Annotated in this window: 14 protein-coding genes; 10 read left to right on the top strand and 4 right to left on the bottom strand. The window is 40.2% G+C overall.

Annotated features, from left to right (window positions below; genetic code table 11):
* The first annotated feature begins 72 nt into the window (after positions 1-72).
* The 3 genes from DFR58_RS03885 (at position 73) to DFR58_RS21745 (ending at position 2559) form a co-directional block, all read left to right on the top strand.
* The gene (locus DFR58_RS03885; protein ID WP_114296490.1) at positions 73-1818 is read left to right on the top strand and encodes a flavin monoamine oxidase family protein; all 1746 of its coding nucleotides are present in this window, start codon (positions 73-75) and stop codon (positions 1816-1818) included.
* Positions 1819-1867: 49 nt separating this feature from the next.
* The gene (locus DFR58_RS03890; protein ID WP_114296491.1) at positions 1868-2317 is read left to right on the top strand and encodes a Fur family transcriptional regulator; all 450 of its coding nucleotides are present in this window, start codon (positions 1868-1870) and stop codon (positions 2315-2317) included.
* Between the two features lie 101 nt (positions 2318-2418).
* Positions 2419-2559 carry a hypothetical protein gene (locus DFR58_RS21745; protein ID WP_170138019.1) on the top strand — a complete coding sequence of 47 codons (141 nt, stop codon included), beginning with the start codon at positions 2419-2421 and terminating at the stop codon, positions 2557-2559.
* Positions 2560-2969: 410 nt separating this feature from the next.
* Here the strand turns inward: DFR58_RS21745 and DFR58_RS03895 are convergent, their stop codons facing one another.
* From DFR58_RS03895 to DFR58_RS03905, 3 genes are all read right to left on the bottom strand, one after another.
* A complete protein-coding gene (locus DFR58_RS03895; RefSeq protein WP_114296492.1) occupies positions 2970-3515 on the bottom strand; it encodes a hypothetical protein in 546 nt (181 codons plus the stop codon).
* Between the two features lie 137 nt (positions 3516-3652).
* Positions 3653-3847 carry a hypothetical protein gene (locus DFR58_RS03900; protein ID WP_114296493.1) on the bottom strand — a complete coding sequence of 65 codons (195 nt, stop codon included), beginning with the start codon at positions 3845-3847 and terminating at the stop codon, positions 3653-3655.
* Positions 3848-3953: 106 nt separating this feature from the next.
* Positions 3954-4844: an AraC family transcriptional regulator gene (locus tag DFR58_RS03905; RefSeq protein ID WP_114296494.1), complete on the bottom strand. Its 891-nt coding sequence runs from the start codon at positions 4842-4844 to the stop codon at positions 3954-3956.
* A gap of 222 nt (positions 4845-5066) precedes the next feature.
* On the opposite strand from DFR58_RS03905, the gene DFR58_RS03910 reads away from it, so the two are divergent.
* Positions 5067-7427: a glycoside hydrolase family 94 protein gene (locus DFR58_RS03910; RefSeq protein ID WP_114296495.1), complete on the top strand. Its 2361-nt coding sequence runs from the start codon at positions 5067-5069 to the stop codon at positions 7425-7427.
* A gap of 150 nt (positions 7428-7577) precedes the next feature.
* Here the strand turns inward: DFR58_RS03910 and DFR58_RS03915 are convergent, their stop codons facing one another.
* Positions 7578-8321, bottom strand: a complete 744-nt coding sequence (locus DFR58_RS03915) for a hypothetical protein (RefSeq protein WP_114296496.1) — start codon at positions 8319-8321, stop codon at positions 7578-7580.
* 381 nt (positions 8322-8702) lie between these two features.
* On the opposite strand from DFR58_RS03915, the gene DFR58_RS03920 reads away from it, so the two are divergent.
* The 6 genes from DFR58_RS03920 (at position 8703) to DFR58_RS03945 (ending at position 15872) form a co-directional block, all read left to right on the top strand.
* Positions 8703-9323 carry a helix-turn-helix domain-containing protein gene (locus tag DFR58_RS03920; protein WP_114296497.1) on the top strand — a complete coding sequence of 207 codons (621 nt, stop codon included), beginning with the start codon at positions 8703-8705 and terminating at the stop codon, positions 9321-9323.
* A 17-nt stretch (positions 9324-9340) separates the two neighbouring features.
* A complete protein-coding gene (locus DFR58_RS03925) occupies positions 9341-11179 on the top strand; it encodes an ATP-binding protein (RefSeq protein ID WP_114296498.1) in 1839 nt (612 codons plus the stop codon).
* 107 nt (positions 11180-11286) lie between these two features.
* Positions 11287-11688 (top strand): fascin domain-containing protein, encoded by a 402-nt coding sequence (locus DFR58_RS03930; RefSeq protein WP_114296499.1) that lies wholly within the window; start codon positions 11287-11289, stop codon positions 11686-11688.
* A 118-nt stretch (positions 11689-11806) separates the two neighbouring features.
* The gene (locus tag DFR58_RS03935; RefSeq protein ID WP_170138020.1) at positions 11807-13174 is read left to right on the top strand and encodes an MATE family efflux transporter; all 1368 of its coding nucleotides are present in this window, start codon (positions 11807-11809) and stop codon (positions 13172-13174) included.
* A 140-nt stretch (positions 13175-13314) separates the two neighbouring features.
* Complete coding sequence (locus tag DFR58_RS03940) at positions 13315-14586, top strand: pyridoxal phosphate-dependent aminotransferase (RefSeq protein WP_114296501.1); 1272 nt, start codon at positions 13315-13317, stop codon at positions 14584-14586.
* A 251-nt stretch (positions 14587-14837) separates the two neighbouring features.
* Positions 14838-15872, top strand: coding sequence for a Gfo/Idh/MocA family protein (locus DFR58_RS03945; RefSeq protein ID WP_114296502.1), 1035 nt, complete (start codon positions 14838-14840; stop codon positions 15870-15872).
* Positions 15873-15875 lie beyond the last annotated feature (3 nt).

The raw sequence follows: 15875 nt of genomic DNA on the forward strand, positions 1-15875 counted from the left end.
CGTTGTTTCATATTATTAACTATAGTATTCCTGATTAAATCCTTATATAACGAGAAAGGAATAGTTAATAGTATGAGCATAAATAATATATTAATCTCTCCGCCTGCCCAGCCCTGCAATCCCACAAACACTCAAAGATATATCATGGCGAAATATGCTTTGATGGAGAGGGGCCGTCCTGAGGACATAAATAATATTTTTCAGCTTATGTCTCCGCCTGCAAGCATTGCATCCATTTCCGCACCGGGGCAATGCAAGAATATAAAGGTAGCAATAATAGGAGCAGGCTTAGCAGGGCTTTCGGCAGCATTCGAGCTGAGAAGAGCGGGCTTTGACATAACCATATTTGAAGCGGAGGAAAGCAGAGTAGGCGGAAGGGTATACACTTACTATTTTGATAAAAGCAAGGAGCTGTATGGCGAATTGGGCGCCATGCGAATTCCCGTTACTCATGAGACGGTGTGGCATTACATAAATCTTTTCAGGCTGGAAACCAGACCTTTTGTACAGAATAACCCAAATGCCTTCATTTATTTAAGAGACACAAGGGTGAGAAATGATCCTCTGGGCAGAAATGTAATGGAGTATATATATCCTAAATATTGCCTGAATGAGTGGGAGAGAAATACTCCGTGGCAAAGGCTGTATTACTATGCACTTGAAAGACCTCTGCTGTGTGCATCCCCTGAAGAAAGAAGAGAGCTGCTTGAGGTCAAGCCCTTTTATAACAAATACATAGTTTATTGGGACTTTTTAGAAATAAGAAAAATAATGGAGGAGGCAGGACTCACCAACGCGGCAATAAGTATGCTTTCCGGCCTATCTCCTCTTGTCGGTTCAAACTTATACAATAGCTATATTGATATTGCACAGGCAAATTATCCCGCCAACCTGTCATTTTTATATGAAATCCCCGGGGGGGCCTCAAGACTTACGGATGCATTTCGCGACTCACTATCGGATGTTAATGCTGCAAAGCATTATCCGGGGATTAGTATTGCAGACTTAGGGAAGGTGGTGTGGAAAATGGGAAGCCCTGTGACGGGGATTTACAGTGAGGGAGATAAGGTAAGGCTGTCATATCTGGACAGAAAAACAGCAAGCACCTATCAGTGCCGCTTTGATTATGTTGTGTGTGCCATACCGTTTTCATCACTGCGCACCGTACATATAGAGCCTCTTTTCAGCGGGCTGAAAATGCAGGCTGTCAAGGAGGTAAACTATATAGATTCAATGAAATGCATTATGCTTTGCAGGAAGCGTTTCTGGGAGCAGGGGGAGCCGGGTAGGAGAATAACGGGAGGGGGATCATATACAGACCTTCCGATACAGACTGTATGGTACCCTTTGGGTTCTTCAAATTGCTGTCCGAATAATTATAGCCCGGCGGAAGAGCCAGGAGTGCTTTTGGCATCATATAACTATAACCTTGATTCGGTGAGGCTGGGAAATCTGCCGGAGAACTTGCGGTTTAATGAAATAAAGCATGAAGTAGAGAGGGTTCACGGGCTTCCGCAGGGATATCTTGATGATATTGTCATTGAGTCAAAAACTATTGATTGGAGCAGAAACCCATGGACGAGAGGAGCTCTTTGCTTTTTTTCACCTCAGCAAAAGAGGATATTCTCATATGCAATGGCTCTGCCGGAGTACAATGGAAGAGTATGTTTTGCGGGTGATCACATTTCGGCTGTGCACAGATGGATTCAGGGAGCTCTGCAAAGCGGGATGAAGGCTGCCAACGATATTGCGTATGCCGCCTGTGGAGAAAAATATTTGTCACAAGCATTAAAATTTGAAAAAACTCAAGCTAATTGATAAAATAATATATGTACAAAAATTAAAATTTACGAAGAGGTTGGACGGGATGATAGAAACGGGGAGCTATACGGAAGTATTAAGGCGGGAGGGGCTAAGGAATACAAAGCACAGGAATTCAATTCTGGAGACTATCGAAGGAAGCGGAAAGCCTGTAACTGCCGAGGAAATTTTTTTGAATTTGAAGAGCAAAAATATTTCTATAAATCTTTCCTCCGTTTATAGGGCTCTGGATATCCTTGTGTTTAAAGAGGTGGTGGTAAAATCCACTATAGCAGACAGCAGCAGCGCGTTTTTTGAGATTAATAAAAGGGAGCATAAGCACAATTTGATATGCTCGGGATGCAAAAAAATATTTCCCGTGGACGGGTGTCCGTTAGAGGAATACGAAAAGCTGCTGCAGGACAAAACAGGCTTTGACGTTACAGGGCACAGGCTTGAAATTTATGGATACTGCCATGAATGTAAGGAAGAGAAAAAATATTTTTCCAATGAGTAAAAAAGTATGTTCAAAGTGTGTGAAAGATGATAAAATATTAATGCACTTACTTGGTCAATAGCGTAGACTTAAAGCTGCACTATATAAGGAGGTAAGGTGAAATGGAAAAATGCTGTATAGTTTGCCATAAACAGACTGAGGACATAGACCAGTTTACCGGCCTGTGCTATGAATGTATGGAATGGAGTATGGACAATTTTCCTGAATATGAGGATGATTTTGACGGTGAAGCCGAGGTTTAGACCTTGGCTTATATTTTTCTTAAATAGGCAGGCAAAGCATATTATGCATGTCATTAATATGGACAAAATTGCTTATAAGCACTTGCATTAAGCTCATATAAAAAGATAAAAAAATATCCATAAAAATTAAAAAAACATTGATTTTTTATCAAATATAAGGTATTATATAGTAAGTGGCATATAGACGCAGATGCGTTAAAAACGTCACGAAAAATGACTTTTCTAGTTATGGTTTATGACATAAATGCTTAAGCCAAGACTCTCTGTTAAAAGCCCTCAACTGAAAATGACAGCAATGTAAGGCTTTTTTTGTGAAAATGCTAACCCCATCTTTTAAATACATTTTTCAGGACCTCAGCACCAAAACTGAAGTCCTGAAAACACCTTTTTATAAAACAAACAGTTCTATATTAATACATGGGATAGCCTCTTCCGTAATATCCGGGGTATCCGAAGCCTCCGCCGTAGCCCCCGCCGAAGCCTCCGCCGTAGTAGCCAGGATATCCATAGAATGGGCGCCTTCTGCGCATTAACTCCCTTATAAGAAGTATGCCTGTTAAATCTCTCAGTATACGCCTTCCTCCAAAGCCGAACTGCCTGCTTTTTTCCTTATCCTTCTCTTTTTCCTTCTCAGCGCTCTTTTCTTTTATATCGTCTTTAACAGCACCCTTTACGTCTGCCTCCACCTTCATGTCAGCCTCTACATTTACTTCAACATTTGCCTCCACCTTTTTATATATATTCTCTATCATGTTTTCTAAGTGAGCCTTATTGGGGCAATACATATCTCCGTAATTTGAAACCATATTATTGCACTCATTCTCTACCATAGGCTGAACAATATGATAGGTTTTAGGATACATGTTTTCCAGTTGCTCATCGGGCATTGCTGTCATAGGAGAATACTGCTGAGGCATACTCATCATTTGCATATAATTAGGATTAAAACTCTGCATAGATAAACCTCCCCTTAAATATAATAGCTACAGTTAATCGTTTGTCTGCATACTACATATTATGAGTACATAAACGTTTAGGTTACAAAAAGCCAATTATTATGTTAACATGTATGCGTTTATACTTAAAATACAGTCTATTTCAGCTTGCTTAACTTTTCCTGATAAAGCTGTATCTGGTTTTCTAAAAACTTTCTTTCTTCCGCTATATCTTCCTGTTTGTCTTTAAAGGCTGAGACTACAAGAAATAGTGCAAGCGTATCTCCTATTATTGCGAGCAATGCAGCTATAATTGCAATTTTAAAAGGGTCAGGCTTATGTAAGCAAAGCATATACCGGCTCTCCAACATTATCATAATAACAGTTATATGCTGTAAAAAAGAATTTGTTAAAACAGCTGAGCTAATTTATAGTAAGTTCTGGAATGCTTCAGCCTTCTTACATATAGCAGAACTTTTTGCGGAATTCTCCGGGAGTGAGCAGAACCTTCTTTTTAAAAACATAGCTGAAGTACGGAATATTTTCAAAGCCGCAGCTTAGTGCAATTTCCGCTATGGAAAGATTGGTTTTGACCAAAAGCTCCTTGGATTTTTCCAACCTCTTTTTTGTAATATACTCTATGGGAGAAATCCCCATAGAGGCTGTAAAAACCTTGTGGAAATGGCTGGGGCTCAAATTTGCTATTTTGCTTAAGGCACTGAGTGTAAGCTTTTGCTCCATATTGCCATGAATGTGCTCAATAACCATATCTAATGATTTATTGTGGCAAGAATAGGGGTAAGTGCTTCTGGTAATAAAGTTGTTTACGTCCATATATAGATGATACAGTATTTGCAGCATATATGATTTCAACAAAAGATCCGAAATGTGGGAGCGGTTTATAAACTCCTTCAATACAAGATCAAAAAGTCGGGTGTATTTTTCGCTTGAGACAGGGGAGAGTACCGTCGGGACTGCTTCGAGAATGGGATTTATGTAATAATGCTGAAATTCCTGCGGCTTATGAAAGTCGTAGTTGTCGGCGTCCTTTCTCAGATCTCCTCTGATGTCGAAGCATATTAGATAACAGCAGTAGGGCATAATGCCCTGGGTTTGCTGGCCGGGCTTTCTGAAAACGATGTCTCCCTTTTTTATATTGTGTATTTTATTGTCTATTTCCATTGAGCCGCGGCTCTCGACGATCAGCTCCAGCTCATAGTCATAGACAAATCTTTTTTCAAGCTTGTGGCCGACAGGGAAATCCATTCCCTGAAGAAAGAGACTGCTTTTGATAACTCTCGGGGATATAAGGCCGGTATCTATAAAAGAGCTTACTGTACTGGTATCCATTTTACATTCTCCTCTTTTTGTTTTGGGATGCTTTCAGGATAATTCCAAAAAATGTTCATTTTAGCTGGCAAAATAAGCCTGATAGCTCCTCTTGTTTAATAAGATTTTGAAATAAATAATAAAATTTTGGATAGATTTTATAGCCCCCTAGCTATATTATATAAGTAATTGTAAGATATGGCAAACTATAAAGCAAAGTGATTTTTTGAAAGGGGACAAAAAATGAGATATGGGTATTTTGACAAAAAGGAACGCGAGTATGTGATAACAAGACCCGACACTCCCACTCCCTGGATTAACTACATAGGCATGGGGAAATATGGGGGAATTGTTTCAAATACCGGCGGGGGCTACAGCTTCGACAGGGACCCTCAAAACAGAAGAATAACAAGGTACAGATACAACAATATTCCGATGGACAGACCGGGAAGGTATATTTATATAAGAGATGCTGCCGACGGAGAATACTGGAATCCGGGATGGCAGCCGGTACAAGGTAAATTGGACAGCTACTGCTGCAGGCATGGTCTGGGGTATACCGTTTTACAGGGTGAGAATAAGGGAGTAGCGTCAGAGGTTACTTATTTTGTTCCTGATGATAAAAATTTTGAGATATGGCTTGTAAAGCTTAAAAATTTGACCGGGGCGCCAAGAAGGCTTCAGGTATTTTCGTATGCGGAGTTTTGCTTCTGGGACGCAATAAAGGATCAGCAGAACATTGACTGGTGCCAGCAGATTAACCAGTGCAAATATGAGGATAAAATAATAGTATACTATCCTCACGAGTTTGAGCAGAGCATGGAGGGAGCTTTTGTTGCTTCGGGGGAAGAGGTCGCAAGCTATGATGCAAGCCTGGAGGCCTTTATAGGCAAATACAGGTCTGAGTCCAATCCCATAGCGGTAGAGCTGGGGGCGTGCTCAAACTCAACATCCTACAGGATGAATGGGGTTGGTGCGTTTTGTGTAAATGTGGAGCTTCAGCAAAATGAAGAGCGTGAAATGGTATTTATTCTAGGCTCTGCACAGGACAGAAGCAAGATAAGAGAGGAAATACGGGAGTACCTGCGTCCCGAATTTGCACGTGAGTCTCTGCGCCGGCTTAAGGAATATTGGAGCAGCTACCTTGATAAGCTCTATGTAGAAACGCCTGACGAGGATATGAATTTGTTTGTAAACCTATGGAATCAATACCAGTGCAAGGTCACCTTCAACTGGTCGCGGTTTGTGTCCCTTTATCAAACCGGCCTTGGACGCGGAATGGGCTTTAGGGACAGCGCGCAGGATATCATGGGAGTAATGCATTCAATTCCCGATGAGGCAAAGGGGCTCATTACAAACATACTTAAATGCCAGTACACCGACGGAAGGGCGTACCACCTGTATTTTCCGCTTACGGGAAGCGGCGGTGAGGGAGATGCCCCCATTAAAAAGTTTGACTGGTATTCGGATGATCATTTGTGGATTATTATGTCTGTTGATGACTATATAAAAGAAACGGGTGATTTTGATTTTCTTGATATGGAGGTTCCTTACAACGATAAGCAGACCGTTGGGACCGTTTGGGAGCATATGTGCCGGGCGATTGAATTCACAGGGGCAAATCTGGGGCCAAATAAGCTGGCTCTTGCCGGAAGGGCGGATTGGAACGATACTCTCAATCTCGATATGGGAAATGGTGTGGCCGAAAGCGTGTTCACATCAATGCTGTACTGCAATGTGCTTAATACAATGATTGAGCTTTGCAGCTACCTTGGAAGGGATGAGGACTCCATAAAATATACCCACATGTTTAGCGACATGAAGGAGGCAATAAACTCCTCGTGCTGGGACGGAGAATGGTATAAGAGGGCGTTTGACGATATGGGAATGCCTCTGGGCTCTGAGACTTGCGAGTACGGAAAGATATATATAAATTCCCAGTCGTGGGCCGTTCTTGGGAAAGTGGCAACTGAAGAGTATGCAAAAAAGTGTCTCGAAGCGGTAGAGAAATACTTGAATTCTGAATATGGTATTGCTACGGTATATCCTGCCTACAGGCAGTTTGATAAGTCAAAGGGAGGTATTACCACTTATCCTCCCGGAACAAAGGAAAACGGAGGCATATTCCTACATACAAACCCCTGGGTTATGATAGCCAATATAATGATTGGAAATGGGGACAGGGCTTTTAAATACTACAAGCAGATTCTGCCTGCTGCGAGAAATGACGCGGCGGAGCTTCTTGAGGTTGAGCCCTATGTATACCCGCAGAATATTTTGGGCAGGGAGCACCCTCAGTTCGGTACCGGCAGAAACTCGTGGCTTTCGGGAACGGCGGCATGGAATATGCTGGCATCCTCCAGATACATTCTGGGTATTCGCCAGGGCTATGACTGCCTTACGGTAGATCCGTGCATTCCTTCCGAATGGGAGGGCTTTAAAGCAAAGAGGGTGTTTAGAGGAGCGGTATATAATATTGAAGTAAAGAATCCCGACAGAGTATCGAAGGGCGTGCGCAAGCTCGTTGTGGACGGAAGTGAAACAGATAAAATACCCGTGTTTGGCAAGGGCACCACGCATTCCGTTACAGTGATTATGGGGTGAAATTATTAATGTCCTTTTATGCCGCCACATGAATTCTGTTACAGGGCACACCGGATATAAGGCAATTTCCGCAGGGTGGCAGCGGGAGGGCTTGCCGCCCTGCGGAAAATTATATACAAGCACAGGTGTCAAAGCATGCCTGTGTTTTTATTATGCACTCTTCTCTGCTTCATCATGAGCCGCATACAGTGCGCTGAGGGAGGTGAAGGCGATGGTCGCGCTCTGTGAATCCTGTACGCTGTCGGCGTTTACAAACACATACTGGCTTCCGTTGCCTATTATAGGCTGTGAAATAGTCTGGTACGCGGATGTGACAATGCTGTACTGGCTCAGTGATTTGGCACTGCCTACACCGGTAATGAAGGAAGATATGTCACCTGCCGCGTTGACAACATATACCGTTGCCTTTTGCTCTGTAAATAATACTGATATAAACTGGTTTATGTTACTGTTAATCTGCACGTTATACCAGTGTGATGCAGGTACGGTGTAATAACGGGTAAACTTGTTAAAGCTGTGAGGAGTACTGTCTGCGGGAAGAGAAATGTTGTTGATTCCCGAAGTGTTTACCGGCATCTTGACGCTTGCTATGTAGGTCTGTACCTGAGCCCCGGGCTGATTGGGAAGCACTGTAGCGGAAACTGTGGTTGTATCTGTCCCGTTAAGGAAGAAAACCGATGCCAGTCCCTGATTGCCTGTTGTACCGGGAACATGGATGGTTTCGGGAGGATTACCGTTCCCCCATACTATGGTTACGTCAGCACCGGTGTCATTTCCTGCGCTGTTGTAAAATACCAGTCCGTAAAGCTGTCCCTTGTTCAGGACTGTGCAGGTAGCTCCCTGCCCTTCTCCTAATGTGATAAGTCTCCCGTCGTTCCAATTAATATTTGCCATTTTTAAAATCCACCTTTCTTAAATTGTTTTTAAAATACTTAAATTTTTCTTCCATTGCTGATAGCTAATGAAGGACTACCAGAATGTGTCATAAATGATATCATCTACAATAATAATATACGTCATAGTTAATGACATGTCAATAGATTCTATAAAAAAATTTTTATGGATATAAAAACAACAAATGTTTAATTATAATATATTTTTAAATAAATATATGGGTTTAAATTATTCATATTTATAAACAATAATGTCAATAAATATGAATAATTTAATTTTAATACATAATTAATAAGTCACTAAAAATGTATAACCTATTGATAAAGTAATATTATTGTGTTAATATAAGATTATAATTATTTTAACGGGGGTCAGAGTTCTATGGAAAACAAATTCAGAATAGCCGTAATTGATGATGAGCAGGGAATAATAGATTCCATTGTAGCAAACCTTTCCGCAGAGTATTCTGTTGATGGCTTTCTAACTTCCAGAGAGGGAATTGAGGCTATAAAAGAGGGTAATTATGATTTGTTGATACTTGACTATTTCATAGATGGCATGAATGGAAGACAGGTTACCGAAAAAATCAGAAAAATTGACGATGAAATTTATATCATGCTGTTAACCGGGAGAGCGGAGGAGGTCCCGGGGGTAGAAACGTTAAAGAGCATGGACATACAAATGTACTGTGAAAAGACCGCTAATTTTGAAGAAATATTAATCATGATAGAGTCTGCCGTAAAATCTGTTGAACATGCAAGAAAGGAAGGAACCTTCGGAGTCCGGTTAAAAAGGCTCAGAAAGCTTCATTCAATTAATCAGGAGGAGCTTGGCAAAATACTTGGTGTAGGCAGAACTGCCGTAGCTAACTGGGAGACAAATCAGACTGAACCCACCGGGGAAAACATAAAAAAGCTTGCTGAATTTTTCAAGGTAACCACAGACTATTTGCTGTGTTATAAGGCCAATTTTGCGGAAAGTCCGTATAATCCAAAAAGATAGGGGAGTAAGAGAGGTATATGACAGGAGCTACGGCAAGGATACTGGTATATTTATTTTCAGCCGCGGTGCTTTTGCTGCTTATCATAATGATTGAAACGCTTAAGAATAAGAAGCAGCTTCACAGAATGTGCAGTATAAGCGTAGGGCTTCTTTTCCTGTGGACGTTATTCAGGCTGTTGAATCAGGCTTCGGCTATTTTAACCGAAGACATTATGTGGCTGTTTTTCTGCATGGGCTCTATCAGCGTATTTTTTCTCCCATCAACGTTGATTTTACTTTCGGTTTTGCTGATAAACGATAGAATACAGGGTATAAGAACATATGTCTGGACTCTTATACCCCCTGTTGTCAGTACGCTTATGATTATTACAAACGATTTGCACGGAGTTTTTCTGATAAGACACCCCATTTATGCTAAGGTCATTTCCTACGGCACTTACTATTACATACACTGTACGTGGCAGTTGTTTTTTGCAACAGGGGCGATAATTTATATAATCCGTTTCAGCTTAAAGTATACCGAATGTCTTTCCAAGCAGATTCTGATCGTGGTGCTTGGAATGTCTACCCCCATAGTGGTGGACTATCTTTTGTATTTAGGGTATTTTTTAATGATGCCTTTGGAGCTGCCCGACTATGTACATACCATAAGCTATTGCTTTACTGCAATATGCATAACCTACGCAATTTACAAATATCGTTTTCTGGACATGATTCCCATTGCAGTTAAAAGTATTGTTGACAATATAAGCGATTCTTTTATATTAATTGATTACAGAAATAATATACTTAAAATAAACAAAGCCTTTAAGTACGAATTTGGCAAATACATAGATGAAAATGAAAATGATTTTTCTGAAATATTCAAAAATAAAATATTTGGAAATATTAATATGAAAATATCGGACGGAGTGTTAAAGGCCCGGGAGGATGCAGCCAGTGTGAAATTTGAGTATGAATTTGGTGCGGGGGGCTCCGTCAAATATTTTGATGTCGAAATCACACCTGTTTTTATACAAAAGAGATTTATGGCAACTCTTATACTGTTTAAAAATATAACTGAGCACAAGCAGGTGCTTAAGCTTATAGAGGAAAATACAAACCAAATGGTGGAGAAGGCCAGACTTATTTCGCTTAATCAGCTTATAGGCGGAATTGCACACAACATAAAGTCTCCCCTTATGGCGTCCTCTGGAGGAATTCTTGCGATAAGCAGGCATACCCGGAGTATTGACAAGCTTTTGGAGGATCTTAATATTTATTCTCAATATCCTCAATATATCAGCGTCATAAAGGAGATGAACAAGTGGGGGGATATGATAAAAAACTATCTTATATACATATCCGACATAATAACAGCTGTAAAGGACCAGGCAACCAGCTTCAACAGCGGCGACAGAAACGTGTTTACAGTTAAAAAAATACTGGACAGGGTAAGCATATTGATGGAGTTTGAGCTGAAAAAATACCGCTGCAGGTTGAATAAAATATTGGAATTGGACAGTGAGGCGGAGATTGAGGGGGATATTACCGCTCTTACTCAGATCTTAAACAACATTATCATAAATGCAATACAGGCATATGATAATGGAGGAGAAATAGATGTGCTTGTGGAAAAGTCCGCAGGACAGGTTGTTTTTACCGTCAAGGACTATGGAAGGGGCATTGACAAGGAAATAAAGGACAGGATTTTTGATGAAATGATTACCACAAAGGGAAAAGAGGGGACAGGCTTAGGGCTTTATATAGCGAATATTGCTTTAAAGGGTCAATTCAGAGGGAATATCCGCATTGAATCCGAAAAAGGCAAGGGGACAGCGGTTCATGTATCCATCCCTCAAAAAGCTGAGCACTAAATATGTTTGCTTTTTTGACAAATTCATTGCGACTTTTAAATAGATTTGGTATAATTATCCCTGTAAAAACTGAATTATAATACATGTAATGGGGGAGAGTGAAATATATGTCTTTTATTGGTGCAAGAGTCGCATTAAAAGCCTCTAATGGTAAATATTTATCGATTGACGACGGAGGCGAACTAAAATTAAAGGATTGCAGTGATGACTTCGGCCCTGAGATTACATTTTTTGTACCTCTGGCAGTTGACAAAGTATTTGTGCAGACCCATACAAGAGAATATGTCAGCTTAAAAGACACTGGGGAATTAGAACTTATACCTAATTCCAACACCATCGGACATACCGAAGCATTTGATTTCATTTGCATAGGAGCAAACAGGGTTGCCATTAAGGGCCATACGGGAAAGTACTTAGGCTTGCATGAAACTCAGAATGATTTGCTTAGGGCAGTCAGCGATGACATAGGAGCAGAGCAAACCTTTGAGGTTATACCTGTTTTCAGGTAAATATCGGCAGATTATATTATAAGGGAGCAGAAGATATATTCTACTGCTCCCTTATAATATGCAAATATAAATCAATAAAAGAGCGTCTTTTGAAAAGAGAAGGATGGTTTTAAGAGACATGAAAAATAATAGATTTAATAGAATGAATGTAGACATGACACAGGGGAAGCCATCCAAAATCATGACGGAATTTATGGTTCCTCTTATTATGGGAAGCATACTTCAAAACCTGTATAACGTGGCGGATACAATTGTTGTAGGGAGGTATCTGGGAAAGGATGCCTTGGCCGCCGTAGGAAATTCATATATTCCCATGCTGCTTGTAAACGGTATTGTTATGGGAATAGCTTCAGGTATTTCAATACTAATTTCTCAATACTTTGGAGGAAAAAATACCGACAAGATAAAAAAGGCATATACCGCTGTTATTGAATTAGCTGTGGTGCTGTCTGCATTGCTGACTATAGGGAGTCTTATGAGTGCAGGGGCAATATTTAAGATGATGAATATGCCGTCTGAAATGCTGGAGCAAGGGACACTGTATTTTTCAGTTATAGCGTTAGGCTTTCCTTGTGTTGTAGTATATAATTTTTTAGCCGCTATATCCAGAGCCATTGGAAATTCCAGAATACCTTTTTATTTTCTGGTACTCTCATGCTTTCTGAATATACTGTTTGACATATACAGCGTAATAATTTTGGGAATGGGCATTAGGGGGATTGCAATTTCGACAGTATTGGCGCAGTTATTCAGCGGAGCCGGCATAGCTATATATTTTCTCCGAAACGGTTTATTTACATTAAAGGACTTTCAAATAAATTTCAAAATAGATGTCCAGGTAATAGCGTTAATTGTTAAATATGGGCTTACATCTATTTTTCAGAATTTTTTTTCAGGTGTGAGTATGCTTATAATACAAAGCATTATAAACACATTTAGTGTCGATGTTATTTCCGCATATGCGGCGGCATATAAAATTGAATCAATTATGACAATACCCGTTGTAAATCTTGGAACAACACTGGGGGTTTTTGTTGCCCAAAATGCCGGTGCCGGTGAGAGTAAGAGGCTTCGGGATGGACTTAAGACTTCATTTAAAATAGCAATGTTTATCACAGCGGGAGTTAATGCGGTTGTTTTTTTTGGCGGAAAAAGCCTTATGAGGGTTATCGTGAAAAATGATGAGGCGGTGGTTCTGCTGGGCTTCAAATACTTGCAGATTGTGGGGCTTTTTTATATATGCCTGGCGGCACTATACATACTGACCAATTTTTTGAGAAGCTCGGGAGAAGTCAAGTATCCCATATTCAATACTTTTTTGGAGTTAGCTGCCAGAATTATATTTGCGCTTATATTGACTGAGGCATTCGGTATCATGGGCATATTTTCCAGCAGGCCACTGAGCTTTTTAATAAGTACATTAAGCTTGACAATTCGGTATAAAATGGGTATATGGGAGCATATGGCCGTGAAAGAAAGAAAATAGCACCATACATCAAATAATTGTCTGTATTTAGGGAATAAAAGGTTTAGAAATATAGTAATTTGAATAATAATGATGTAAATGCTTGGCATATTATGGTATAATATAACTAAAATACATGACAATAGAGGGGATGATAATTAGTGATTAACCCGAATTTCTTAGTGGCCAGAGAATATTACAATGAAGTATATAAGAAATACCTGTTTTTTAATTCTTTTTATGGAAAGGCATACAAGCAGGAGTTTATGGATCTTTTTTCTGCCAGTACATTTTCAAAGGTGGTTCCTCAAATACTGGCAAAAGAGGAATATGCCCAACTGCTTACTGAAGGCAATTATTATCAAAACTACCCGTCGCCGGAGGGGGATCAGGGGTTTTTAGATACATTCCGTTTATTTATAAAAAGGATATATAATTTAGATATTTCAAGGCTTGGCACAATGGTGTGCCAGGGAACCATGCAGGCTATTGATGCAGTTTCGACTATTCTTACCGGTAAAGTAGTGTTTGTTATGGATTCTACGGTAACTTTTGCAAAATCCATACCGGCTGCTAATGGGGCAAAGGTAGTATTGATTAAAACCAATAACGGACTGATTGATTTAGAGGATCTTGAGGAAAAAATATTGCAGTATGAGGAAAAGGATTGGATGTATTTATACCTAAACTATCCCAATAATCCGACAGGCAGCCAGGTAACACTTGATGAACTGAACAAGATAGTTAGCCTGACGCAGAAATATAATTTAAGGGTTGTTCATGATCACGACATTTGCCTGACATCTTATTCTGAGGACAGGCCGGTCATAAGCCTTTTTCATTGTGAGGCGGCTTTTAATAATTGCATAGAGATTTATACCCTATCTAAGGAATTTGGCTTATCTGGGCTGCGCGTAGGGATAATTGTCGGAAATGAGGAGCTTGTCAATGCTATAAAATATCATAATTATGAAATGAATGTTATGGTTCCTCTTTTTAATCAAAAGGTGGCCGAGCTGGCCATTAAAAAGATTGATCCTCCCCAAGTGAGAGAGAGAATATCCAGAAGCATGGAGACATTAGTATCGGGATTCAGAGATTTGGGCTGGAGTGATTTAAAATTTCCCCACGCGGGAATTTCGTTTTTACTGCCTGTTCCCAAGAGCTTTGAGGAGGAATACGGTAATAAATCGGGGGAATTGTTTGCCTTTCACCTGCAAAAGGATTTTGGCATCAGCGTAGGGCCGGCAGTATGCAACTGCTTTGACAAGGCCAATTATATAAGGGTGCTTTCAATGGAGTCAAAGGCGGCGTGCGAGAGGATGTTTCTGAGACTGAAGGGGAAAATATCCCCGGATATGAGACCTCCTAAGGCCCTATACAACGAGTATGAGGAAATGTCAAAAATAAGCCGGAATTATAACATACGATAGTGCGCTACATAAATTAGGATAAAAACTATCTAAAAAGAATGTAAAATAATATCCGGAGGAATAATTTCCCCGGAATACGTGACCGCGCTACAAGTTAGGCTAATTAAATTCACAAGCGTCTTCTACAGGTATACATGCTTCTATAGTTAGAGTAGAAATTATTCTGGAGGATATTATTTTACATCCTCCGTTATCCGATATGCAAAAGCCAACTATATAGATAGTGGACTGAAAAAGGGTGGAAGTGAAGAATGAAAAATATTAATGTGGGTATTATTGGAGCGGGCTTGGGTCTTAGATGTATTTTCCCTAAATTCAGAGATATTGCTAATGTCAATATAGCCGGAATTTTAGCCTCAAACTATAGCCATACCCTTGAAATAGCCGACAGATACAAGCTTTCCAATGCTTGCAAAAGTGTGGAGGAGATGTGTGCAATGCCCGGTATTGATTTGATATGTGTAGCCTCTCCCACAAAATATCATTTTGAACAAGCCTCATATGTCATTGCAAATAACATTCATATGCTGTGTGAAAAACCCCTGTGCCTGAATTTTGGACAGACACAAAGACTGATTGACTTGTTTGAAGGCACTGAAAAATTATGCCTTATAGATCTTGAGCTGAGATTCAATCCATATTTCAAGAAGGTAAAGGAGCTGATTGAGTGTACCCTTGGACGAATATACTTTATCCAGGTGCATTTTCAGTCTTCGCTGTACAGGGATGACAGCATTAAAAACACCTGGAATTTAGATGGAAGCATGGGAGGGGGAATACGGCTTGCGATATTTCCTCACCTTTTAGATTTGCTGTTGTTTTGGCTTGGCGATAAACAGTGCATTTCTTTAAAAGGTTTTATGAGCTCTCTTGACGCTTCGAATAAAACATCAGATTTTTGCAGCGCCGACTTATGCTTTGAAAATGATATCAGCGTTCATCTTTCAGCATCGGCGGTAGGGTTTGGGGATAAAGCCTTCAGCATAATTATAATGGGGGAGAAGGGAGTTGCCACGTTTGATTTGGATAAAAAGCTTCTTTTCAACAGTGATGCCGTTTGCGTGGATATTCCCGATTACTATAATGAGTCGGAGTCAATATTCAGAAGCTCCTTCGGGTGCTATGCCAGAAGCATAATTGATGCAATCCGGAATGATAAAAGGAATACCTCGTTTACAACCGGTGAGGAAATGCTAAGGCTTCACAGGCTGCTGGAGGATGTCCAATTGTCAGCTGATTCGGGCAGGGAAATAGTGTACAGGCAAGCGGAAAAAAACCTTTTTTAAAGT

It is taken from the genome of Anaerobacterium chartisolvens (genome assembly GCF_003337415.1).
GTDB classification, from domain to species: Bacteria; Bacillota; Clostridia; order Acetivibrionales; family DSM-27016; genus Anaerobacterium; species Anaerobacterium chartisolvens.

Coding starts and splice junctions, on each gene's coding strand:
- DFR58_RS03885 (WP_114296490.1), top strand. CDS start 73: ATGAGCATAAATAATATATTAATCTCTCCGCCTGCCCAGCCCTGCAAT.
- DFR58_RS03890 (WP_114296491.1), top strand. CDS start 1,868: ATGATAGAAACGGGGAGCTATACGGAAGTATTAAGGCGGGAGGGGCTA.
- DFR58_RS21745 (WP_170138019.1), top strand. CDS start 2,419: ATGGAAAAATGCTGTATAGTTTGCCATAAACAGACTGAGGACATAGAC.
- DFR58_RS03895 (WP_114296492.1), bottom strand. CDS start 3,515: ATGCAGAGTTTTAATCCTAATTATATGCAAATGATGAGTATGCCTCAG.
- DFR58_RS03900 (WP_114296493.1), bottom strand. CDS start 3,847: ATGCTTTGCTTACATAAGCCTGACCCTTTTAAAATTGCAATTATAGCT.
- DFR58_RS03905 (WP_114296494.1), bottom strand. CDS start 4,844: ATGGATACCAGTACAGTAAGCTCTTTTATAGATACCGGCCTTATATCC.
- DFR58_RS03910 (WP_114296495.1), top strand. CDS start 5,067: ATGAGATATGGGTATTTTGACAAAAAGGAACGCGAGTATGTGATAACA.
- DFR58_RS03915 (WP_114296496.1), bottom strand. CDS start 8,321: ATGGCAAATATTAATTGGAACGACGGGAGACTTATCACATTAGGAGAA.
- DFR58_RS03920 (WP_114296497.1), top strand. CDS start 8,703: ATGGAAAACAAATTCAGAATAGCCGTAATTGATGATGAGCAGGGAATA.
- DFR58_RS03925 (WP_114296498.1), top strand. CDS start 9,341: ATGACAGGAGCTACGGCAAGGATACTGGTATATTTATTTTCAGCCGCG.
- DFR58_RS03930 (WP_114296499.1), top strand. CDS start 11,287: ATGTCTTTTATTGGTGCAAGAGTCGCATTAAAAGCCTCTAATGGTAAA.
- DFR58_RS03935 (WP_170138020.1), top strand. CDS start 11,807: ATGAAAAATAATAGATTTAATAGAATGAATGTAGACATGACACAGGGG.
- DFR58_RS03945 (WP_114296502.1), top strand. CDS start 14,838: ATGAAAAATATTAATGTGGGTATTATTGGAGCGGGCTTGGGTCTTAGA.